This is a genomic window from Chryseobacterium salivictor (genome assembly GCF_004359195.1).
Taxonomy (GTDB): domain Bacteria; phylum Bacteroidota; class Bacteroidia; order Flavobacteriales; family Weeksellaceae; genus Kaistella; species Kaistella salivictor.
Map to the genome: position 1 here is coordinate 1365263 of NZ_CP037954.1, position 23017 is coordinate 1388279.

General features: G+C 39.5%; 18 protein-coding genes. 5 read left to right on the top strand and 13 right to left on the bottom strand.

Annotated elements, in window-relative coordinates; genetic code table 11:
- Nucleotides 1-43 precede the first annotated feature (43 nt).
- The gene (locus NBC122_RS06365) at nt 44-3454 is read right to left on the bottom strand and encodes a T9SS type B sorting domain-containing protein (protein WP_133439580.1); all 3411 of its coding nucleotides are present in this window, start codon (nt 3452-3454) and stop codon (nt 44-46) included.
- Nucleotides 3455-3643: 189 nt separating this feature from the next.
- On the opposite strand from NBC122_RS06365, the gene NBC122_RS06370 reads away from it, so the two are divergent.
- Nucleotides 3644-4912, top strand: a complete 1269-nt coding sequence (locus NBC122_RS06370) for an alkaline phosphatase family protein (protein ID WP_133439581.1) — start codon at nt 3644-3646, stop codon at nt 4910-4912.
- A gap of 51 nt (nt 4913-4963) precedes the next feature.
- Here the strand turns inward: NBC122_RS06370 and NBC122_RS06375 are convergent, their stop codons facing one another.
- From NBC122_RS06375 to dinB, 10 genes are all read right to left on the bottom strand, one after another.
- Entirely contained in the window at nt 4964-6025 is a 1062-nt protein-coding gene (locus NBC122_RS06375) for an NAD(P)-dependent alcohol dehydrogenase (RefSeq protein ID WP_133439582.1), read from the bottom strand.
- Nucleotides 6026-6297: 272 nt separating this feature from the next.
- Nucleotides 6298-7773, bottom strand: coding sequence for an alpha-amylase (locus tag NBC122_RS06380; protein WP_133439583.1), 1476 nt, complete (start codon nt 7771-7773; stop codon nt 6298-6300).
- A gap of 335 nt (nt 7774-8108) precedes the next feature.
- Nucleotides 8109-8783, bottom strand: a complete 675-nt coding sequence (locus tag NBC122_RS06385; RefSeq protein WP_133439584.1) for a YceI family protein — start codon at nt 8781-8783, stop codon at nt 8109-8111.
- Between the two features lie 199 nt (nt 8784-8982).
- Complete coding sequence (locus tag NBC122_RS06390; protein ID WP_246012470.1) at nt 8983-11709, bottom strand: hypothetical protein; 2727 nt, start codon at nt 11707-11709, stop codon at nt 8983-8985.
- Between the two features lie 78 nt (nt 11710-11787).
- On the bottom strand, nt 11788-12804 hold the full coding sequence (locus NBC122_RS06395) for a hypothetical protein (RefSeq protein WP_133439586.1): 1017 nt from the start codon (nt 12802-12804) through the stop codon (nt 11788-11790).
- Nucleotides 12797-13591 carry a fimbrial biogenesis chaperone gene (locus NBC122_RS06400; RefSeq protein WP_133439587.1) on the bottom strand — a complete coding sequence of 265 codons (795 nt, stop codon included), beginning with the start codon at nt 13589-13591 and terminating at the stop codon, nt 12797-12799. Before NBC122_RS06400 ends, NBC122_RS06395 begins: the two co-directional genes overlap by 8 nt.
- Before the next feature lie 61 nt (nt 13592-13652).
- Nucleotides 13653-14195: a hypothetical protein gene (locus NBC122_RS06405; protein ID WP_133439588.1), complete on the bottom strand. Its 543-nt coding sequence runs from the start codon at nt 14193-14195 to the stop codon at nt 13653-13655.
- Nucleotides 14196-14561: 366 nt separating this feature from the next.
- Entirely contained in the window at nt 14562-15107 is a 546-nt protein-coding gene (locus NBC122_RS06410; protein ID WP_133439589.1) for a hypothetical protein, read from the bottom strand.
- Nucleotides 15108-15128: 21 nt separating this feature from the next.
- On the bottom strand, nt 15129-15974 hold the full coding sequence (locus NBC122_RS06415) for a helix-turn-helix domain-containing protein (RefSeq protein WP_133439590.1): 846 nt from the start codon (nt 15972-15974) through the stop codon (nt 15129-15131).
- A gap of 91 nt (nt 15975-16065) precedes the next feature.
- Nucleotides 16066-17151 carry a DNA polymerase IV gene (dinB, locus tag NBC122_RS06420; protein WP_133439591.1) on the bottom strand — a complete coding sequence of 362 codons (1086 nt, stop codon included), beginning with the start codon at nt 17149-17151 and terminating at the stop codon, nt 16066-16068.
- 119 nt (nt 17152-17270) lie between these two features.
- Here dinB and NBC122_RS06425 point away from each other — a divergent pair, with 119 nt between their 5' ends.
- Nucleotides 17271-18026 carry an NYN domain-containing protein gene (locus NBC122_RS06425; RefSeq protein ID WP_133439592.1) on the top strand — a complete coding sequence of 252 codons (756 nt, stop codon included), beginning with the start codon at nt 17271-17273 and terminating at the stop codon, nt 18024-18026.
- Between the two features lie 416 nt (nt 18027-18442).
- Here the strand turns inward: NBC122_RS06425 and NBC122_RS06430 are convergent, their stop codons facing one another.
- Both NBC122_RS06430 and lpxK read right to left on the bottom strand, forming a co-directional pair.
- A complete protein-coding gene (locus NBC122_RS06430) occupies nt 18443-19261 on the bottom strand; it encodes a purine-nucleoside phosphorylase (RefSeq protein ID WP_133439593.1) in 819 nt (272 codons plus the stop codon).
- Nucleotides 19245-20270, bottom strand: coding sequence for a tetraacyldisaccharide 4'-kinase (gene lpxK / locus NBC122_RS06435; protein WP_133439594.1), 1026 nt, complete (start codon nt 20268-20270; stop codon nt 19245-19247). The genes NBC122_RS06430 and lpxK overlap by 17 nt, the downstream gene beginning before the upstream one ends.
- Before the next feature lie 151 nt (nt 20271-20421).
- On the opposite strand from lpxK, the gene NBC122_RS06440 reads away from it, so the two are divergent.
- The 3 genes from NBC122_RS06440 to NBC122_RS06450 all read left to right on the top strand — a co-directional run bounded on the left by NBC122_RS06440 (nt 20422) and on the right by NBC122_RS06450 (nt 22757).
- Nucleotides 20422-21408, top strand: a complete 987-nt coding sequence (locus tag NBC122_RS06440; RefSeq protein ID WP_133439595.1) for a D-alanine--D-alanine ligase — start codon at nt 20422-20424, stop codon at nt 21406-21408.
- A 73-nt stretch (nt 21409-21481) separates the two neighbouring features.
- Nucleotides 21482-21952: a pantetheine-phosphate adenylyltransferase gene (gene coaD, locus NBC122_RS06445; RefSeq protein WP_133439596.1), complete on the top strand. Its 471-nt coding sequence runs from the start codon at nt 21482-21484 to the stop codon at nt 21950-21952.
- 169 nt (nt 21953-22121) lie between these two features.
- Nucleotides 22122-22757: a trimeric intracellular cation channel family protein gene (locus NBC122_RS06450; protein WP_133439597.1), complete on the top strand. Its 636-nt coding sequence runs from the start codon at nt 22122-22124 to the stop codon at nt 22755-22757.
- The last annotated feature ends 260 nt before the right edge of the window (nt 22758-23017 follow it).

Genomic DNA, 23017 nt, shown 5'->3' on the forward strand with positions numbered 1-23017 from the left:
AATTTATATTGAATTCAGGTTTTTCTTTGAATAGGAAGGATTTTTATTCCCTGATTTTAACCAACACCCAACCGCTGTATTGGGTAAGTGTTTCGTGACCCGGTTCTTTCCAGGACATCACATACCAGTAGGTTCCAGTGTTTACTGCTCTTCCGGCAAACTTTCCGTTCCAGGAAAAACGGTTGTTTTTGTCACCACTAAATATGGTTTGTCCAGAACGGTTGTAAATCTGTAGCGAAGGTTCATTTTTTTTCAGTAAACCGGAATAATTTAAAACATCATTAATTCCGTCATCGTTTGGAGTAATAGCGTTGTAGAGTTGTATAACATTGATATCTACTGAAACCGGAGTGCAATTGTCGGCTGATATGACAGAAATCGTATGATCGCCGCCACGAACATTCAAAAAAACATTGGAAGACTGATAATTAAGGTTGTCTATGGCGTATTGATATGGAGGATTTCCGCCGTTAACATTCACCGATACGATAGATCCCTGAATGTCGATGCGTGTAATTTGGGGCAGGGCGATTGCAGTTATGGAAACATTTTGTCTGTAAATACAACCATTGGAATACAGATCTACCCAATAATCATTAATGGGAACATTTTGTATTACTTGAGTTTTTTCGCCAGTGCTCCAAAGATATCTGTCAAATCCTGAACCGGCATCAAGACTTGTTTTTGCATCAGGACAGATTTTTTTATCCTTTAACACGGCGGATATTTTTGGTTGTCTTAAATTTAGATTTAAAGTTCCGATGGCATCACAGAAGCCCTGTTTTTTTAACCGGAAATAGAAAATTTTGTTGCCTTTAATAATTTGATTTGCATTAATGTTTTCCCCAGCAAAATTGTTTTGTGCTTTCGTAAGGTCATCAAAATATGTTGCCGCAACAGTAGAATCGGTACTGAACAGCGCAATGTAGGAGGCCAGATTAATATTAACTTCATTATCTAGGTCGTTATCACAGGCAAAATCTGAGACTGCATTATTAATATTTAACTTGGTTCCAATATTTAAAACAATCTTCTTGACTGTAGGAGGGCAATCACCTAATGTATCGACTCTGATCCATACTTCATGATACGCTGTAGAAAAAACATAAACTCCTGTAATATTATCACTGCCGCCAGTTATTGCTTTCATTTCATTTTCATAATAGCGAATGGTAAGACCTGTATTGTTCTGGATGACTACAGGTGTTATTGAATTTACATTAACACTGTATTTTCCGTCGATGATCCCATCTACATCTTCATCACAGTGATTTTTGGTGTAAAGGTTTTCATTAATAACAGGAGGGGAATCTATTGCCAGTGTTATCGTGGCAACAGCATCACAACCGAAACTGTTTTTGATATAAACATAAATAAAATCACCCTCTTTACCGGGATAATTTGCAAGTTGATTATTGGGTATTAAATTTTGCAAACCGGCATCGCTGTAATAGGTTTTCTGAGCCGTTGCATCCGGCGTTACAACGGCATCGTTCAAATTAAAGACTGCACTGTTGATACTGCTGCATTTTTTTAAAATCACATTGCTGGTAGCGATTTGATTGAGATTAATGGTTGCCTGCAAGATTTCACAATCGGGAATGTCGCCATTTCCGCAGAATGAGAATTTAAAAGTGTCTGTTCCTGTCGCATTTGGGTTTGCGGTGTAAGTAATGGTTCCGTCTGCATTGATGACAGCGGTTCCTTTCGTAGGTGGCGTATTGATGGTAAGAGTAGGCGTATTTATGGTTTGGGAACTTAAAACAAAAATCGGCGTGATATCCTGTGATGTACAGGTGGTGAAATCATAATTCGTAAAGGTGGTACAGTTGTAAAATTTAAAATCGCGCGTTTGTATTTCATCGCAGGAACCTTGTTTCACTTTTACCGCGTAAATACCTGCTTGTGTAGGAATATATACAAAGGTGTTGTTTACCCCCGGAGCAGGAACATAAATGGTTCCAACTTTTTGGAGCCATTCATATCGGTCAAACCCCTCTGTTACTTCTAATTTTACATCAGGAAGACAGTCGCCCTCCGTTTTTGTAATCAGTGGAATGGACGAGAATCCCGCGAAATAACCGCCGTAACCCACGGCATCATTTCCGGCAGAGATACCTGCCGTAACGGCTTTGGAAGAATATATGGCAATGTTCCCTGTGATATTAGGAATGGAATAGGTAACCCAGGTGTTGTTCCCGGAAACATCGAACGGGCCATTGCTTGCATTCAGAATTAAAGAAACTCCGTTGCTCTTTACATCCAAAGAAGCTCCTGTTTCGGTGATGATGTTGAGTTTTGTAGGGACTGTTAAGCTATAATTTACATTATTTGAGGAGTATTCATTTTCATTGATTTTACCAATCTCATCAATCTTTTTGGGAAGATAACAGTTCAAAGGTGGGATGTAATTAAACCCACCGGTTGCTTCGGAAGCTGTTCTTGCACCAGCCAATAACTGATAAATGTAAACATTTTTAGTGGCTTTAATGTACATGTTGAAATGACCATAAGCTTGCTCAATGTACGCATTGTTATCGGTTGTATAATATTGTCCAGCATTTAATGTTACAACAGGTGCCGCTCCATTATTAATATAAATTTCGGTATTGTTTTCAGTGGCTAATATGATCGCTTTCTCCATATTGGAACTGGTCTCTCCATTTCCTTTCATTAGTACAAATTCCTGACCCAGTTTATCTACAGGAACACCTTGGTCCATCAATATATCCGAAGAGTTGGAGAGGTCGCCGGCATATTGCCCATTGAAATTTCCATTAGCAATAACAATTGGTTTGTCAGACACTATTTTTGCGCCGATATAACCAGTATAGTTGTCTTCATAAGCCCCTGTCCCATCGATGATATATGATTGGCCTTTGTTTAAGGTAAATGTAATTTGAGAACGATTGATGCCATCTGAAAACTTAACGCTCGATTCAAAATCAGTGATTGTTACTTTGGTATTATCCTCCGTCGCCATGATGCTGTTCATGAAATTCAGAATGGCATTTTTTACAGTGATTGGGGCCATGACGGCGCGGAATTCGGTCCCTAAACCAGCGGTTCCTTTTGAGGTTTGTATTTCACCATGATTTGTGACCGAGAATCGTAAAGTGGCAAAAAAGGGCTTGTCGCCTTTCAAATAAAGACCCATTGCTACAGGTGTAAACAAATCGGATTGGTTTGTGGTGATAATCCTGTTTCTTTGTGCATTAGGAATGCTATATTTTACAGGATTATTTTTGCTAATGTTGACTGAAGCTACTACAATATTGTTGTGGTAAATATCAACTTTGAAAGGAGTTGTTTCATTTGTTGAGAGATATATCGACTGATATTGTGATGTATTTCTAACCCGGTCGACCATCGGGGCAAACCAATGTTCCCGGTCGAGTTGTGCAAAAGAAATAAAGAAAATAAAGGAAAATAAAAAGAGTAATAATTTTTTCATTTTAAATACATAGTTCCCTGCAAATGTAATATTTTAAAACAAAATTAATAGGCATTAGCAGATTCGTAATTCATTATGTGGGGTTTCATAATATCTAATAAATTTTTTCTGAAATGATTTTAAATTTTACTTTTTGAATAATTGATGTATTTGTTTTTAAAGGCTAACTTTGTGTTTATTCTGATTATTATGAAAAAATTCCTCTTTTCCTTCCTTTTGATTTTAAGTTTTATTGGTGGTTTTTCGCAAACCGATACCGCTCAGGTGGTCAGTTTAAACCGGAAAAATTCGGTCGAAGCGCTCACACAACCCTATGTAATATTGATATCAAGTGATGGTTTCCGATATGATTATGCTGAAAAATATAAAGCGGACCATCTTTTAAAGTTGGCAAAAACCGGTGTTTCGGCAGCGATGTTGCCCAGTTTTCCGTCGATAACTTTTCCTAATCACTGGAGTTTGATTACCGGTTTGTATCCTGCTCATCATGGTTTGATCGATAATTTTTTCTACGATTATCAAAAGAAAGAGTTCTACAAAATGAGCAGCAAAGAAAATGCAGAAGACGGAAGCTGGTACGGAGGAACGCCGCTTTGGAGTTTGGCGGAAAAACAGGGAATGTTATCTGCATCGATGATGTGGGTCGGTTCGGCAAGCGATGCCGGTGGTGCGCGGCCAACTTATTATTATCATTATCACGAGAAATTCAGTCCCATTGAAAAAGTAGATAAAGTCATCGATTGGTTAAAATTGCCGGCTGACCGGCGTCCTCACTTTATTACGTTGTATTTTCCTGAAGTTGACGGTGCCGGTCATCATTTTGGGCCAGACAGTAAAGAGGCGGTAAACGCAGTTCATCTGACTGATTCTGCCGTCGGAACATTGGTCGAAAAAGTAAATCAGTTGGGACTTAAAAATGTAAATTTCATTTTTGTCGCCGATCATGGAATGATAAAAGTTGATCTTGAAAAACCAATTGCCATTCCTGAAATCCTTTTCGACAAAAGCCGTTTTGACTTTTACAATGCAAATACTTTATTAAGAGTAGTGGTGAAAAATCCGGCAGAAGTAAATGCGGTTTATCGGGAATTAAAGAAAAGCAAAACCGCCGACTATGACGTTTTTCTCGACAAAAAATTTCCGAAAAAATTGAACTTCTCACCGAAAGATGATCGGTATAACCGAATTGGTCAAATTCTACTGGTGCCAAAAGCGCCCAAAGTATTTTTAGAAAAAGGCAAAAAAACATCGTTGGGAAAACACGGCTACAGTCCGTATGAAGTTCCTGAAATGAAGGCTGCTTTTATTGCTTTTGGCCCAGCCTTTAAACAAAATAGAAAAATAGCTGAATTTCAAAACGTAAATATTTACCCGATTGTTACTGATATTTTAAATTTAAAAATTACGGAGCCGATTGATGGAACGCAAAAAACAGCGAAAGAAATCCTCAAAAAATAACAAAAAAATCCGGCTGAGTTCTCAACCGGATTTTTAATTATATAAGGATTCTTAATTTTTAAAAGACTGCATGTCAATGACAAAACGGTACCTCACGTCGCTCTTTAACATTCTTTCGTAAGCCTTGTTGATGTATTGTATATTGATCATTTCAATTTCCGGTAAAATATTGTGTTCGCCGCAGAAATCAAGCATTTCCTGAGTTTCTTTAATTCCACCAATGACAGAACCGGCAACGGATCTTCTTCCTAAAATCATCGGTGGCGTCGATAGCGCATCTTCCAGTTTTCCGATAAATCCTACTAAAACCAAAGTTCCATTGATGTTCAATGTTGCCAGATAGGGATTGATATCGTGATCGTAAGGAACAGTGTCGATGATCAAATCGAATTTTCCGGCTGCCGCTTTCATTTCATTTTCGTAGGTCGAAATGACCACGGCGTGTGCTCCTAAATCCAACGCATCCTGAATTTTATCAGGGCTTCTGGAGATTAAAGTTACTTCGGCGCCCAATGCTCTTGCCAGTTTGATCGCCATGTGGCCTAATCCTCCCAAACCAACGACTGCGACTTTGCTGCCTTCTTTTACGTTCCAGTGTTTCAATGGTGACCAGGTGGTGATTCCCGCACAAAGTAACGGTGCAACCGCTTTTAAGTCTAAGTTTTCTGGAATGTGTAAAACAAAATCTTCGTCAACTATTATCTTTTCGGAATATCCTCCAAAGGTTTGTTGGTTTAAGTATTTATCTCTTCCGTTGTAGGTTCCGGTGGATCCGTTGAGGCAATATTGTTCCAGATCGTGTCTGCAGCTTTCGCATTCTCTGCAGGAATCCACCAGACAGCCAACACCAGCTAAATCGCCGACTTTAAATTTGGTCACTTCATCGCCCACTTTGGTTATTCTTCCGATAATTTCGTGTCCGGGAACGGCGGGATATTTTGTGCCGCCCCAATCGTTTCTGGCCGTATGCAAATCACTGTGACAAACGCCGCAATATAGAATGTCAATTTCGATATCTTTCGGCTGCACCTCTCGCCGGTCGATGGTCATTTCTTTTAAATCATCATCTTTCGAGGGGGTTCCAAATGCTTTTATATGAAGGTTGTTGCTCATGCTTTAAAATTTTAATTCAACAAAGATAGTGGGTTAAGGAAAGATAGACTGTTAATAAAGTCCTAAATAAGTGTTGACGGAATCTTAAATTTTAAATTAAAATCAGTTTGGAAGTCCTTATTTAAACTGTTTTTTAAAAGACCGGCCGCATCAGTTTAAAATCTGAAAATTTAAATAGTGAAATTTTGGTCGGAAAATTTTGCATTCGTTCCTTTGTGTTTAAACGAAATATTTAATACTGTAATTTGTGAATCTATTAATCTACTTTGTGTTTAATTCTCCGGAACCCAAACCGAAACATTTCCCGCCGGAACAGGAAAGTTTGCCCAGCCGTTTTCATCGATGGTAATTTTATCAGCAAACCAACCCAGAAAATCATAGAAAGTCTGTCCGGCATATCGCGTCCCTATTTCCATAGGTTTGCTGTAGGCGTCTTTATTGCTGAGAACTACTGCGCAACCATTATGTTCATCATCGCCTTCACGAACCCAGCCGAGACAGTTGGCATCTTCGAAATAATCACGCTGATCTCCGTAAGCAAATAATTTTCTGGCTTTTAACAGTTCCTCAATCTTCTCGACTTTATCAAGAACTATATCCTGATCATTTCCTTCTTTGTCTTTATCCGTATATTGTGCCCCGAATAAATCGGGATAAAAAACGCAGGGATAACCGTCTTTTCTCAATAAAATTAAAGCATACGCCAACGGCTTAAACCATTTTTCAACCGGCGCTTCCAGTTCCTGCAAAGGCTGCGTGTCGTGATTGTCTACCAGCGTTACCGATAAAAGCGGATTGACCAGCGTTAAAGTTTCATCGAAGATTTTTCTTAAATCATATTCCGCACCGGCCAGAGAAGCATCATGAAAGTTCTGCTGCAATGAAGCATCGAATAAACTCATCGAACCTTCCGTAGCTTCAATATATTCTTCCAAAAGGTTTACTTCTCCAGGCGCCCAATATTCGCCGACCGCGAAAATGTTCTTTCCTGTATTGGCTCTCAAAGTGTATAGCCATTCTTTGTAAAAGTCGGGGGATTGATGTTTTACGGCATCCAAACGGACACCGTCAAAATGAACCTGGTCGTGATACCATTTTCCCCAATTATTTAATTCTTCGCGTACAAAAGGGTTTCTTTGGTCGATGTCGTTGAACATTAAATAATCATAATTTCCTTTTTCATCAGAAATCATTTCTTCCCAACCTTCGCCGTGGTCATTGATGATTTGGTAAATTCCTTCTTCCTGACCTTCGGCAAAATCAACGCCGGAAAAGCATTGGAAATCCCACTTAAAATTCGAATATTTTTCGCCTCTTCCTGGAAAAGTAAATTGAGTGTAGGACTCTATTTCGAAAGGTTCAGACAGGTTTTCCTGGCGGTTTTCGGGATTCACTTTTACCGCATGGAATTTTTCTTTTTCATCGCCACCCGCTTTGTGGTCGAGGACGACATCCACAATTACTGAAATCCCGTTTTTCTGTAAAGTTTTGCAACTATTAAGGTATTGCTCTTTGGTTCCATATTTTGTGGGAACGGTTCCTTTCTGGTCAAATTCTCCCAAATCGTACAAGTCATAAGGATCATAACCTACCGAATAACCACCACCAGCACCTTTGTAAGCAGGTGGGAACCAAACTGCAGATATACCTAATTCCTTTAAATAGGAAGCTGAATTTTTTATCTCATCATACAGTTGCGCATCTCCATCCGAGTACCAATGGAAAAACTGAATCATAGTTGGGTTCATGTGTAAAGATTTTGAAATGGAGGAGCAAAAACCGTCCCGAAATTAATGGAGAAGTCGTTTTTTTGTTTTTAAAGGATTAAAATTTGTTTTAAAAGCTGATTTTTGAATTTCCATGAATGTAAAAATAGAATTAGATAAGCGCTTAATATTGCCATTATTAAAAAAATGAAACCGGGAAAATACAAAAGCATTATAAAGTAAGGTTTAAATGATTTAAAAGCCTTTTGCTCAATATGTTGAAATTAATGATGAATCATCAGAAAGATTTTATTCCCTGTTTATACCGCAAAAAAAAAGCCGCAAGAATTGCGGCTTTAATGGATGTGTTGAAAAAATTATTTATCTGCAACAATATTCAGTTCAAGGTCAACTTCCTGGGAAATCATCCAGTCTTTTGGATCGCCTTCAGCGCCATAAGCTAGGCCCCAATCCTGTCTGTTGATAGTGAATTTAGACACGAAATTTATTTTCCCGTCAGTCACTTCCACTTTTGCCGGGAAAGTTACGTTTACTGTTTTGTCTTTGATGGTAAGGTTTCCGCTTATTTTTTTGTTGGCTCCTTCCACTTTACTTTCTGTACCTGCAGGAAGGTCTTCCACTTTGGTGATGTCGAACTTCACACTTGGGTATTTTGCAACATCGAAGAAATCTGCACTTTTCAAATGCGTGTCGAGGTCAGCGGCAGTTTTTCCTTCACTTAGTTTAGGATCTACGGCGGTGGGATCTGTAGTTAAAGTATTGATGTCTGATATCAGGCTTCCTGAGGTGATGTTTCCGTTTTCTACAGAAAAGGTCCCGGTTGTTTTGGTCGTTCCAAATCTTGGATTCAATCCGCCTTTGTGGTAGGCAGTCCAGTTCACCGTGCTGCTGTCTGTATTTATGGTAAAGATTTCTCCGGCATGTTCAGCAACGGCTTGTTCTGTAGTAGCGGTAACGTTGTCGGTTTTTGATTCTTTACATGATACGGCAACCAAAGCGACTGAAAGTGCCAAAATTGATATTTTTTTCATTGTTAAATATTTAATTGTTATCTGGGTGCAAAAATAAAGCGGATAATCGAAGCAGGTATTGATCTATGATAAGAAGTTCAGGATGATTTAACAAAATTCAGATGAGAAATGAAAATCATTAAAATCCACCAAAAAAGTCGCAGGCCGCGAAACGGTGAAATAAAAAAAACTGAATGGCTGATCCGCCATCCCAAACTGATTAATCTGTGATGCCGAATTTTTTAACTTCTACTTTCTTTTCTTTTACTTTGAGAAGGATATTTTCAAGAATTTTCACAACGCCTTGTTCGGCAACGGCAGACTCAATGTTTTTGTCTACATATACATTCTTCTGTAAAACCTGGCTTTCCAACGAGACGTGATAGGTTCCTAAGGGGATATAAGCCGTATATTCACCTGCTGCGTTGGTATAGAAAGTGAATATCTTGCCCGAGGTGTTTCTGAAAAGAACCGGTATTCCCGCAAGGTGCTCCTGAACCTCATATTGAGTTTTCGAAGTTTTCTCATAGACAATTTTTCCTCTCATGATGGTTGTTTTTTCCAGCGGAAGAGTGAGGAATATTTCTTTCTGCTGCAGGTCTATTTTGCTGGCATCTCCATACCAATCATTCTCGATTGATTTCACCGTATATTCACCGTAAGGTACCTTTCGGTATTTGATGTTGCCGTCATCGCCGGAAATAAAGATGGTATTGTTGATCTTTACTTTTACGCCTCCGGCAGGTTGGTCGGTCTCCGGTTCGTAAATATTATTATTGTTAAGATCATAGTAAGTGAAAACCTTGATGCTTCCGTTTTTGTATTTCACGGTTTCATCACCTATGCTGGGTAAATCCTGAGAAACGCCAAGTTGGTAATATGTATTTCCGGTATCGAAACCATTTCGCGAATACCTGTTATAGTTATAGTTTGCGAAGATCTTGGTGGAGCGGAACAGGCGGTAATCGAAATTGGAGTTGAAGGAAAAACTTTTTCCTGATTGAGTGTCGAGATTAACCATGCTGCTGAGATTAAGATTCATCTTGTAGTTCAGGAGGGTGAGACGGTAGGTGGCTACGGCTGAAAATTGTTCAGTTTCAGAACTTAAAACGCCATTGCGGTTTCCTTCATAAAGCAGGAAATTTCCATGCTGATAGGTGGTGCTGAGCATCAGGTTCCTGTGCTGCAGGTTGGCCTGAAAACTATAAATATGCCGCGGTTCTGTAATGTCCTGATAGTATGAAATGCCCTGTGCGTAAGTAAAGGTGATACGGTTGTTGTGGTCTGCTGTGCTGTAATTAAATGTAGTGGCCAGCGAGGCAGCATTAAATTGTGCAGGCAAGCGCGAAAAATAATCACCAACAAAAACATCTGATTTTTCGGTGGATAATTGTGAAATCATATTCACTCCAATCCTTTTCGCAATGGTAAAATTAGAACCGAGCTCTGCCCGGTGCCTTTGCGCAAGCGAACTGAACTGGTACAGCGATTCAATATTTCTGGGGTCATAAATATTAAGGCTGTAAGCTCCGTAAAGAGAGAATTTCTCAAAAGATCTGCTTAAGCGCTGTTCAGAGACCGTGCTGCCTCGTTTAATCCCCGGATAGTACCCGCTGCTGTGATAATTAGTAGAACTGAACGCATATTTGTCCCAGGTTTTACGGTAGTTGAGGCCTAAGGATACCGAAGATTGTGCATTGTTTTCGTCCGTTACGGATCGTGTATGACCATAACCAAGGTCGATGCCGTATGATTCATTTTTCCTGTTGTTGTATTCATATCCCCCTTTGATGATAAAGCTTTTTTGGAAAGGATCGGTGTCTAAAATCACTTCGCTATCCAGGGTTTTGTCTTCATCCATATGGTAGGCCGTTTTGGCAAATGCAGAATATCCACGCGGTAAATTATTTAACCGGACGGGATCGAAGATATTGTAGCTTTTTTCGACTGCTCCGGCAGTGATCAATGTTTTTCGCTCTGCATCCGGGGTATAGGTAAATTGCGCACCCCTTCCGTTCAGGGTAATCTCTAAATCAGAGCTGTTAAGGTTTCCAAGCTGTACGCCGAACTCTTTATGCTCCAACTTCAGCCAGGAATTCTGAAACATCATTTTTGTGTCAAGACTGGGCCAGTAAGTTCCGTTAAGGTTTATCATGGCTTTGGTATTGCCTATGTTCACTTCTGTGCGGAGGTCAACATTGTGAGACGCTGAAAATTTATCAAAAGGATTACTTGTGCTCCAGGAAATATGATTTACGCTAAGACCGCGGTAATTATTGTTCTGAAGCGGATCAATATACCTTCGGCTTCCTAAAGCATTCTGTACTGTCACCATAGTATTGCCGAAAAATTCTTTATTGCTGTTTGTGCCCGCAACATTCACTGTAAAGATTTCCATTTTTAACAAATCGCGGTCAATAAGTTTTGAAAACACGACTTCCTGACTGGTGAAGGGGTTGAGGGTTACTTTTTTTTTCATAACCGTTTCGCTGCCCAGATATTGAGGAAAGGTCGCATAGATTTCTGCCTGCTCGGTTTGGTTACCTCCGTTGGTCACCTGAGACGATATTTTCAGCGAATCTCCCACGCGGTAGATAAGAATTTGCGGGTCATTTGCAGAGATCCTCAGGAGTCGCTTAGGTTCAACCGTCAGTACTGTTTCCCACGATGCCACTGTTTTTTGTGTGGAATCCTGCAAGTGCAGGGTGATAAGTGAAGAGCCTGCGGGCTGTCTTTTTTCAATAAAAATTTTAAAAGGAACAAAAACTTTTTCTTTGGGCTCAATTTTAATACGGATTTCCGTGTTCAGTACCCGTACGCCTTCGTCGGTTTTGGTTACAAGATGTACATCCTGAAGATTTTCGCTTTTGTTTTCAATTCTGACCATTAAATTCCGTATCTCTCCATTTGCAACTACAATGGCTTTGTCGGTTTCAATGGATAGCACATCACTCTGGGAATAACCGAGTGTTGTTCCGAGTATGAAAAAGAAGCTAAGTATGGTCCTGAATGAGCCCACAGTGATTTATTGAGGAATCATGGTATAGACCAGGGTTCCTGAGTATTGTTCGGATGATTTGTTGAAAAATGTAGGATCCCCAGCCTGTGTGGAGTAAATCGTGTCAAAGAATTTGGCTGTGCTGTGTAAGCCGCTGGTTAGTACATTCTGCTGCGAACTGGAAAGATTTACTGTTCCGGTAACAGTCTGGGTTTGACTGTCGCGTACACTTAATTTGACGGCATTTACCGGCAGGGTTTTGTTGGTGCTGCTGATCAGGTTGGTGTTGAGCGTATTTACCCGTACTACGTACGGCGTATTTGAGAATGTAGAAAATGCTTTGATTAAGGTTTTGGAAACGCCATTTGCATAATCATTCGCTGTTTTAAATTCCAGCAGAACATTTTTTGCGGTTTGGTCAAACTGAATGCCGTAAGTGGGAGAGTTTGGAGGGGGGCCACTAGGCATAATCTGCATCTCAAATCTAAGCGGTGCCGACGCCTGCAATTCTCCCTTCGCATTCTTAAGTTCTATCATTAGATTAATTACATAATTTTGCGCAGAGTAGTACTCCTGCAGGTAGGCGCCACCATCGATAATAAGATGATAATTCAGGTTTGTCGAAAAATATTTATTATTGACCTGGAAACTGTACTTTGAGTTCTTCACCAGATCTGTAGTATTTAAAGCCGGAAATGGAACTGGGCTTGTTATAAGACCCATATTTCCTGGAGTGGGATAGACCCCATCTGAATTGGGTCCGTTACTGGTGAGGTAACTGAACTGAAACTTCAAGCTGGAAGGAGGGAAATTCTTGGAGCCATTGGTAATATTCCCATTTACACGGAAAGACAGGGTCCATTCCTTCATTTGATTTCCCTGAGAATCCTGCAATTCCAGAAAAATTACAGAATGGTTATTAACCTGCAGTCCATTATAATTTTGTACGCCGGCCCAGCCAGGTGCCCACGAGGTGACTTTTACTGGCTGTGCGCTATAAATAGCGGTCCATAGTATACTGATAAAAAGCAAAGTCTTATTCATATGCAAAAGCCAGTTCGGCCATTTTTATCGTATCATCGTCGCCATAAGACAGGGTGGATGAAGCAGTGTATTTTCCGGGTTTTAAATTTTTCGGTAGCGGAACCGTTACGTTTCTTCGGTCACCGGGAAGGGTGTAGATAATCTGATCGGCGAGTTCGTATTTGGTGCCGTCGTTCACATTCACCATTTCTGTAATTACCGTACCGTCGGTCCAGGTATTTCCTGTATTCTGCAAAGAAAGATCCAGATTTCTGGCTTTCTTTTCGAACCGGTAATCATTAAATTCGATATTGGGATTTGCTGGCGTGTTGTAGCGGTGGTAAATCTTGACCCCCGATCTTAAACTTACCTTTACAAGAGCGCCCTGTTCGAATGAATCTACAGGATTGGTCTGCGTAATGAAAAGCAGAGCGGTATGTACTTCCACCGAATCGGTTTGGGCCGGGGCGGTAAGTGTAACTTCAAGCTCATGGGTTTCCCCTGGCGGAAGTGTAAAATAAGATTGCGGCTTTACCGTAATCCATGAGGTTGCAGAATTTGGCAGTGTCCCGGGTTCGGCCATGATGTTATTCCCACTTTCTTCGTATTGCCAGTCGCTTAGTGAAACGGTCAGATTTAAAGAAGTGCTTTTGCTCGTATTAGTCACCAGAATCCTGTTCACCGTGGATTCCCCGGCGACAGAAGTTACATACGTTCTTGGTGGGCTTACACTCAATCCTGTCTGGCCCTGAACGGTAGCAAAGGGAACCAGCAACAGGAAAAAAAGAGATTGGAATGGATTCTTCATATAATTGAAAAAAGACAATTTAAGAGCGTCTTAAATTGTCTTTAGAGATATTGAAAATAGATTACTTTGCGATAATAGAGTACACTAGATTCGCTGTGTATGTTGTATTTGCACCAGCCACAACACGCGATAAATAGTCATTATTACCTGCTGCTTTGTAATTAACACTGATGTTTCCACTTCCCGCGGCAGTACTTCCGCCAATGATCTGCTCAGTCGCTGAAAGAGTTACTTCTGAAGTCGGTGTAAATATTAAAGGAGTTGTTCCAGTAGTGGTTCCTTGAGAAGCGATAATTTTAATGTCTGATAATGGAATTGCAGTTCCTGCTCCTGTTAACTCAGTACTAGTTGACTTTACTTTTACATCGAATGCTCCGGTACTGAATACGTTTAAATGATCAACTTCCGTCTTGTTAACACCATTTAAGTAATCTGCTGAAGTTTTGTAGTCTAAGTCTACTACTTTTGATGGGTTCACCACGATAGACTGCAAAGGGTAAAGGTTAACGTTAAGTGTTACATCTCCAGTTGCAGGTCCTGCGGTTTGTGCATTAGCTGCAAATAATCCTCCTAAGAACATTGCGAATAAAATTCCTTTTTTCATAATTTTTTTTTGTTGTTGTTGTTTCAAATGTTGTTGGTAAGCTAGGTGCTTTTTTGATGGTGCAAATGTAATGTGCTACTAATTAAAGTACTTTATGAAAAAAAACAAATAACTTATGCATTTGTTCATTCAGCCGTCTATTGCGGTTTTTGCTTTTATCAATGATTTTTTTTGCGTTATTCTCTATTTTAATACCATTCGGTTTGTTCCTTTTCAGGCGACTGCATTTTCAGCCTGAAATTTTTACGAGGTATAAATATGAAACAGCACCGCTTTTCCCGCTGATTTGGTCAGAAGGAAATAAAAGGAAATGGAAAATAAACGGAAAGTGCGAATGCTCCCTAGCAACTGCCTGCTACCCGAAATTTATTGGGGTTCAATACTATAGACTACCTGAGTGGTATATACCGTTGGATTCTGGTTCTTGGTAAAGAGATTGAGGTATTTGTTATCTCCTTTTGCAGTGTAATTAATATTAAATGCTTTACTTGCTCCCGCAGGGCTTGAAATAAGTTCCCCAAAAGAAGCCGACAGCTGTACCGGGGCAGAGATAAATGATTCGTAGCCAGTGGTGGTGCCTTTACTTGCTGTAACTGTGATATCACCTGCGTCAATTCCGGCAGCACTGTTTGCGGCTGACTGCAGCCTAGGGTCCGCAGTCTTTACGCGGATTACGTAGCCTCCCGTGCTGTAGATCTGTAAATGGTTTTCTTTGTTGAGGCTGACGCCCTTGCTGTAATCCTCTCTGGTTCTGTATTCCAGATTTACGGTTTGATCAGCAGTATTGATCGTCAGGGTTTGAACGGGATGCAAAACAATATTCAGGACTGCAGCACCGTCACTCTGAGCAGTTAAATTTTTCGCAAACAGTGCGGTAAGCAGCATGAAACTGAAAGTTATAATGTTTTTCATGGCACAAAATATTGATTGTAACTAAGAAAGTTTTGTCCGAAGATTTGGGATCTGGCTTACAGCACGGTCACGGAACTCACTGGGTGAACAGTCTGTGTGCTTACGGAAGAAATTACTGAAATTGCTCTCTTCTGAAAATCCTAATTCCTGACTAATAATCTTGATGGGAGTTTCTGTCCCCCGAAGTAGTCTTTTGGCTTTTTCCAACGCCTTGGCGGTAATGAACCGTTTCGCGGTACATCCGTACATTGTTTGCACCGCGTTATCCAGTGTCCGTTTGGAAATATTGAGTTTCTCTGCGTAATATTCCATAGTAAAGCTAAATGTTGTTTCTTTCTGCAAGAGATAAATAAAGTCATTTGTTATCTCTTTCTCATAGCTTTCTTTTCGGTATTCCTCCAACTTGGGATCGTAGTCCATCAATGAGCGGATCAGGATGAATTCCAAAAAGTTGAGAAACAGATTTTTGGTAAACAGTTTATTGATGAACTTTTCCTGAGTGGGTTGGTAATAATATTTCAAGATTGATTCATAGGGCATAAAGTTATTTGGTACAGCCCAGCCCAGTGGATCTCTGAAAAATATTCCCTTCTTGATGTGTTGCAGAAACTCCAGCCTGTCTATGAAAAGATCGACTTTAAACCATATCAGTATAGCGTGTTTGGTTTCACCCATAAACTGAACCGTACTTTCCGGAGGAATAAAATAGAAGGTTTCGGGAGTTATGTTTACTACATTATCGAAAATAAGCAGGTGTACATTTTCTGTTGCAGAATACAAGATGGAATATCCTGAAAAATTAATCATCTTATCTTCGTCCTGTATATCTGTAAGGGCGCTAAGTCCCCAATCTCTTAAAGTTATCATTAACTGTGTTTATAATTGTCTTTATCTCCGTGTTGAAGAATAATATTATAAATATAGTGAAAATTTACTAATAAAACTAAGCTAAAGTGATTTATCTCATAAATTCCTCAAAAGGAATTTTAAGCTGCACAGAAATCTGCTTCTTTTCCTGGGTGTTCAGATTGGAAAGTGATAATCCCAGCAGACGCACGGGTTTGTCAAAAGGTCGGAGTCCCCAAAGGTTTTGAGCAGTTTCGTAGAAGTCCTGAGCATTGTCAAAATATACTTCCTGTGTTTTGCTGCGGGTATAAACGGTGAAATCTTTATATTTAATCTTGAGTGTTAAAGACTTTCCTTTGATTTCTTTTTTAGAAAGCCGCGCTTCCAGTTCATCGCTGATGATTTGCAACTGCTTAAAAACAGCATCTTCATCCAAAAGATTTTCCCAGAAAGTTTCTTCCACCGCGACACTTTTCTGGATTCGGTGAGGTTTTACTTCGCTTTTGTGAATTCCGCGAACCACGTTGTAATAGTAGTTCCCTGCCTTTCCGAAAAGCCGAATCAGTTCTTCCAGTGATTTTTCCTTTAATTCCTTACCGGTGAAAATATGAAGTTCGTGCATTTTGTTGGCCGTCACTTTTCCGATTCCGTAGAATTTCTCAATCGGAAGCTTTTCCATGAACTCAAGAATCTGGGTCGGATGAATGGTTTTCTGTCCGTTGGGTTTGCGGTAATCGGAAGCGACTTTTGCCAGAAATTTATTCACCGAAATCCCCGCAGAAGCTGTAAGACCGGTTTCTTCGAAAATACGGGTTCTTATTTGTCGCGCGATTTCCTGTGCAGATCCGATGCCTTTTTTATTTTCTGTAACGTCCAGATAAGCTTCATCCAAAGAAAGCGGTTCTACCAAATCGGTGAATTCATAAAATATCTTTCTGATCTGTTGTGAAATTTCTTTGTAGCGATGAAAACGGGGTTTTACCACAATCAGATGCGGGCATTTTTCTAAAGCAATTTTCCCTGGCATCGCAGAACGGATTCCGTATTTTCGGGCTTCATAACTTGCTGCAGCCACCACGCCATATTGTCCACCACCGACCACCAAAGGTTTTCCTTTCAGTTCAGGAAAATCATGCTGTTCTACAGAAGCGTAAAACGCATCCATATCTACATGAATAATTTTTCGGTCGGTTTGCATGGTGTAAAATTATAAAATGAGATTGGCATCCCCATTAATTATTATGGCTTTAAGAAAAAATGGTGTAAATTTGGATATAGGCAGCAACAAATTATAGACTTAAAAAAAATAAAACTAATATGACAGACGATAAATTAGCAGTACTCATCGATGCGGACAATGTTCCGTACAAGAATGTAAAGGAAATGCTGGAGGAAATTTCCAAAAATGGAACGCCAACCATCAAAAGAATTTATGCCGACTGGACCAAGCCCACTGTTTCGGGATGGAAAAATGTTTTGCTTGAAAATGCAATTACTCCAATCCAGCAATACAGTTATACGACCGGAAAAAATTCCAGCGACAGTGCCTTGATTATCGATGCGATGGATATTTTGTATTCCGAAAAGGTCAATGGTTTTTGCATCGTTTCCAGCGACAGCGATTTTACGAGACTGGCGACAAGACTTCGGGAAGCCGGAATGAATGTGATCGGATTTGGCGAAAAAAAGACACCGAAACCATTTATATCAGCCTGCGATAAATTTATTTATCTCGAGATTTTAAACGATACAGAGGAGTCCGAAAAAGAGTCTGAAAATACAGTCACTAAAAAAACGGAAAAACCAAAACGAAAAAAAGAACCGCTCAGTAAAGTTGACGGCAGAACCATTAAATTAATTACGGAAAGTATTAACGATCTGGGAGACGAAGACGGCTGGACTTTCCTCGGGAATCTCGGCAGTTTCATCATCAAAAAGAAACCGGACTTTGATCCGCGGAATTTCGGTTTTCCAAAACTTTTACCTTTGATTAAAAGTATCGGCAAGATTGAAATTGATGAACGCGAAACCGGCGTGAATAATATTCGGCATATTTATGTGAAGGTGAAATAGATTTAGGTGATTTTTTTTAACCGCAAAAGGAACAAAAGTTTTATTCTTTTTTTAAGTTTTTCAAAAGACTAAAAAAGTTGCATGTTTTCTATTATCGAAGAGAATCTTAATGTTCTGCATTTCTTAATCCAAAACTTAATGGTTTGATATTCTTAATTATAGAACTCAAATCATTAAAAAAGTCAATCATTTAGGATTAATTGGTCATACAGAAATCATCCTGCCTTAAGAGTCAGCATACAGTCAGTATACAGTCAGCATACAGTGCAGGTTGGTATCGGGGAGAGTGCAGTAAAAGTAAAATGTGCACCGATTTATTTTGATGTATCTTTCCGCATTTTGTGCTTGATTCTACTGATTTTGAAACAAAAAACGCATCCCGAAAAGATGCGTTTCTCTATTTGTATGCTGAAAAATTAAGCGTTGTAATTTTTCACCAAACCTTTTACAATTTTAATGACATTTGGCATTGCTTTATCGGCGGCCTGCAGAACTTCTTCGTGCGAAACCGTGAAAGCGATATCCGGTCCGCCCACATCAGTGATAATGGAAATCCCGAAACAATCCATACCCTGATGCTTAGCGACGATTACTTCCGGAACGGTGCTCATTCCAACAGCGTCACCGCCGATGGCTTTTATCATTCCGTATTCTGCCGGTGTTTCAAAAGTTGGCCCCTGCAACGCGACATAGCAACCTTGATGCGCTTTAATGCCTAAGTCTTTGGCAACATTTAAAGCGACTTCAATCATCTTTTTGTTGTACGGCTCGCTCATGTCCACAAACCGTGGGCCGAGTTCGTCTAAGTTTTTTCCACGCAGCGGATGTTCCGGCATCATGTTGATATGATCGTTAATAATCATTACATCGGCAACATTGAATGCGGGATTTACGCCACCGGCAGCATTCGATAAAATCAGATTTTTAATTCCCAATAAATGAAAAACCCGGAAAGGGAAAACGATGGTTTGAATATTGTGCCCTTCATAATAATGAAATCTGCCGCTCATCATCAGCACTTTTTTACCCTCAAGTTTTCCGTAAATTAATTGTCCGCCATGTCCGGCGACGGTCGTTTGGGGGAAATTCGGGATTTCAGGATATTCTAAAATATGAATCGGTTCCACTTCGTCTTTCAGTTTTCCTAAACCGGAACCTAAAACGATTGCAAAATCGGGGGTGTCCTGAATGATGTTTTTAATGAAACCAGCAGTCTCTTTAATTTTTTCTAACATAATCTAAAATGATTTGATTAAAATCTTCCTTTCGGTCAATATTCACATTGATGGGCCAATAGTAAACAAGATCTCTAAGATAATCAAAAGTTTTCAGTCTTACGTAGTCTTTTTCGGTGGTGAGAATGAGTTTATATTCGCCGAGTTTTTTATATTCTGCAATAATATTTTTAATGTCCTGATCGGTAAAATTATGATGATCCCGGAATTTTAAATGCTTTACCTTTTTTGAAAAACGAGATAAATGTTTCAGCAAAGGTTTTGGATTGGCGATTCCGGTAATTAATAAAATGTCATAGTAATCCAGATTATTATCAGGAAGCATTTTGTCCCTGGAATACACATTTTCATCATAACCAATACTCGAAAAGAAAACGTTCTGGTCATGTTGAGGTTTGATTCTCGAAATGTAATATTGTTTTTTTTCGTCAGTCAAATCTTCCGGGCATTTGGAAACCATAATGATTTGGGCACGTTTTGCGCCGCTTCTGCTTTCCCGCAAATCTCCTGCAGGTAAAAGAAAGTCTTTAAAATAAGGATCATTATAATCCGTCATCAAAATATTAAAGCCAGGTTTTATGGCGCGGTGTTGATAAGCGTCGTCCAGTAATAAGACATTTAAATCCATGTCGGCGATCATCTTTTTTGCACCGGGAACTCTTTCTTCAGAAACGCCGATAACAAAACGGTTTTTAAATCTTTCAAAAAGCTGCATTGCTTCATCACCTACCGTTTTGTAATTGCTGTCGTAGTTGGTAATTCCGTATCCTTTCGTTACTCTTCCGTAACCGCGCGACAGTACGCCTGTCCGGTAATGTCTGGAAAGTAAGTCGGCGATATACATGACCATCGGCGATTTTCCGCTGCCACCCACGGAAAGATTTCCGACATTGATGATCGGAGTTTTAAATGTGGTCGATTTATAGATTCCCCAGTTATACATTGTATTTCTAATGGCAGTTGCCAAATGATAACCCAGGGAAAAAGGGTAGAGGTACCATCTTTTCATAGGGTTCAAAATTACGACTTTTTAACAGTACAGGAAACAGTTAAAACCTCATTTTTGTCAGTTCCTTAATTTTAATGAATGATATAAATTTTGTAATTATGACCGTGGTGTTTAAACAATTTGCTTAATTTTGCTTCCTTAGTTTTACCTCATGAGCAAAAAAAATGTGGCCGTCGTGATGGGCGGATATTCTGATGAATATAAAGTATCCCTGAAAAGTGGTCAGTTGATTTTCGATTCTCTGGACCGCGACCTTTATAATGTATATAAAGTAGTCATTTTAAAAGATGAATGGTACTTTCTGGACGACCGTGGGGAAAAAGCCCCCATTAATAAAGAAGATTTTTCGGTAAGTTTAAGCATTGGATTTCAGGTGAAGTTTGATGCCTGTTTTAATATTATCCACGGAAGACCTGGCGAGAACGGCGAACTTCAGGCGTATTGGAATACCATCGGTCAAAAATATACGGGTTGTGATTTTTATCAGAGTGCCTTAACCTTTAATAAAAAAGATACCTTAGCCGTTCTTTCAAAATACGGAATTCCATCGGCGAAAAGTATTTATTTAAGGCATGGTGAAGAAATTAAGGAGGATGAAATCCTCAAAGAATTAGGCTTGCCGCTTTTTGTAAAACCGAATCAGTCGGGTTCCTCTCTGGGAATTTCGAAAGTGAAAGAACAATCAGAATTAAAGAAAGCACTGGAATTTGCTTTTGCTGAAGACGAAGAAATTTTAATTGAAAGTTTCCTCGATGGAATGGAGGTTTCAGTGGGCGTTGTTGATTTCAATAATGAAACCATTGTTTTAGGAATTACCGAAATTGTTCCTCACAAAGAGTTTTTCGATTATGAAGCGAAATATGAAGGCGCTTCCGAAGAAATTACTCCCGCCAGAATTGATGATGAAACCCGTTTAAAAGTAGAAGAGATTTCGAAACGCGCGTATGAAGCCTTAGGAATGAGTGGATTCTCAAGAAGTGAATTCATCATTATGAAGGGAATTCCTTATATGCTCGAAATGAATACCAATCCTGGATTTTCACCGGCATCCATTTTGCCGCAACAGGCTGCTATTTATGGGATTTCCATTAAAGATCTGTGTGGGAATGAAGTAGAAAAAGCATTAGCGAAAAATTAAATAAAACCTTTTTATTTTAGATTTAAAATTATTTTTCATCTAAAATTTTATCATTCAAAATCTAAATTCATCTATGAGAGTCGCTGTTTTCCCAGGTTCATTCGATCCTATCACGCTTGGTCATTATGATATTGTCGAAAGGGCTTATCCTTTATTTGATAAAATAATTATCGCGATCGGACAAAATTCACAGAAAAAATACATGTTCTCTCTGGAGCAGAGAATGGAGTTTATCCGCAAATCATTTGAGAAATTTCCCAATATCGAAGTTGATCATTTTGAGGGTTTAACCATCAATTACTGTCGGAGCAAAAATGTAAATTTCATCTTGCGCGGACTAAGAAACCCAGCAGATTTCGAGTTCGAGAAAGCCATTGCCCAAACCAACCGGGAATTGACCAAAGACAATATGATTGAAACGATATTCTTATTGACTTCTTCCGGCAAATCATTTATCAGCAGCAGCATCGTCCGTGAAATCATCACCTTTGAAGGCAATTATGAAATCCTGGTTCCGGAAGCGGTGCGTGTTCATAAGAAGTAATTAGGGTCAAGTTGAGACCTTTCCAAAAGCCAAATGAAGATTAAATTATTTAAAAATAGAAGATGATAAAATTGTAATGCTATAAGCCGTCACAAAAAGAAACTTTCAAATAATTGGCTTTAATAATCGAGTTTTTTCATTACCTTTTACCCATTCTCATTAAAAAAACATGGTTCAGGAAAACTTTACATTAGCCATTGAAATATTGGGCACTATTGCATTTGCGATGTCGGGCAGTTTTGCTGCGATGCAGAAGCGGTTGGATCCTTTCGGTGTGCTCATCATTGCCTTTGTCACTTCTGTCGGCGGCGGAACGATCCGTGATTTGTTGCTCGGCGTTCCCATTTTTTGGATGCACGATATGGTGATATGCTCGGTAATTTTCGTTACCTGTATTGTTTCTATGATTTTCAAGTCACTAGAAAAAAAGTTCAAGGTCACCCTTTTTATTTTCGACAGTTTTGGGCTGGGGCTTTTCACCATTGTTGGAATTCAGAAAGGGATGAATGCCGATCTGCATCCTTTGATCTGTATTACTTTAGGGACGATTACAGGATGTTTTGGGGGAATTACCCGCGATATTTTACTGAACAGAATTCCACTGATTTTCCGGAAAGAAATTTACGCAACAGCCTGTATTGTCGGCGGCGGTATATTTTTGATGTTGGTGAAGTACACGGCACTTTCTTACGCTTTTGTACAGATTTCCACCATATTTCTGATTGTTGCCATCCGAACATTATCGATTAAATACCAGTGGCAGATACCGAAATTTTACGGGGTAGATAATAATTCGGAAATGTAAGTGTTATTGTGTTTTTTAGGAGCAACAAGAGCAGGTTTTCTCAGAAATACCGGTCCCGCTCTCCGTTCTATCTTTTCCTTTTTTTTCCAAAAAAGAAAAAGGATGCCACTGCGATCGGGGCTAAAATACCATTCAGTTTGTTTTTCAAAAAGCAGCAACTGTTCTTTCCGTCATAAAGAGTTTCATGAAATTCAGTCAAACGGATTATAAACAGCCCTTTCCTGCGCTCACAATTCCCCATAAAAAAAGTCTGAAATAAC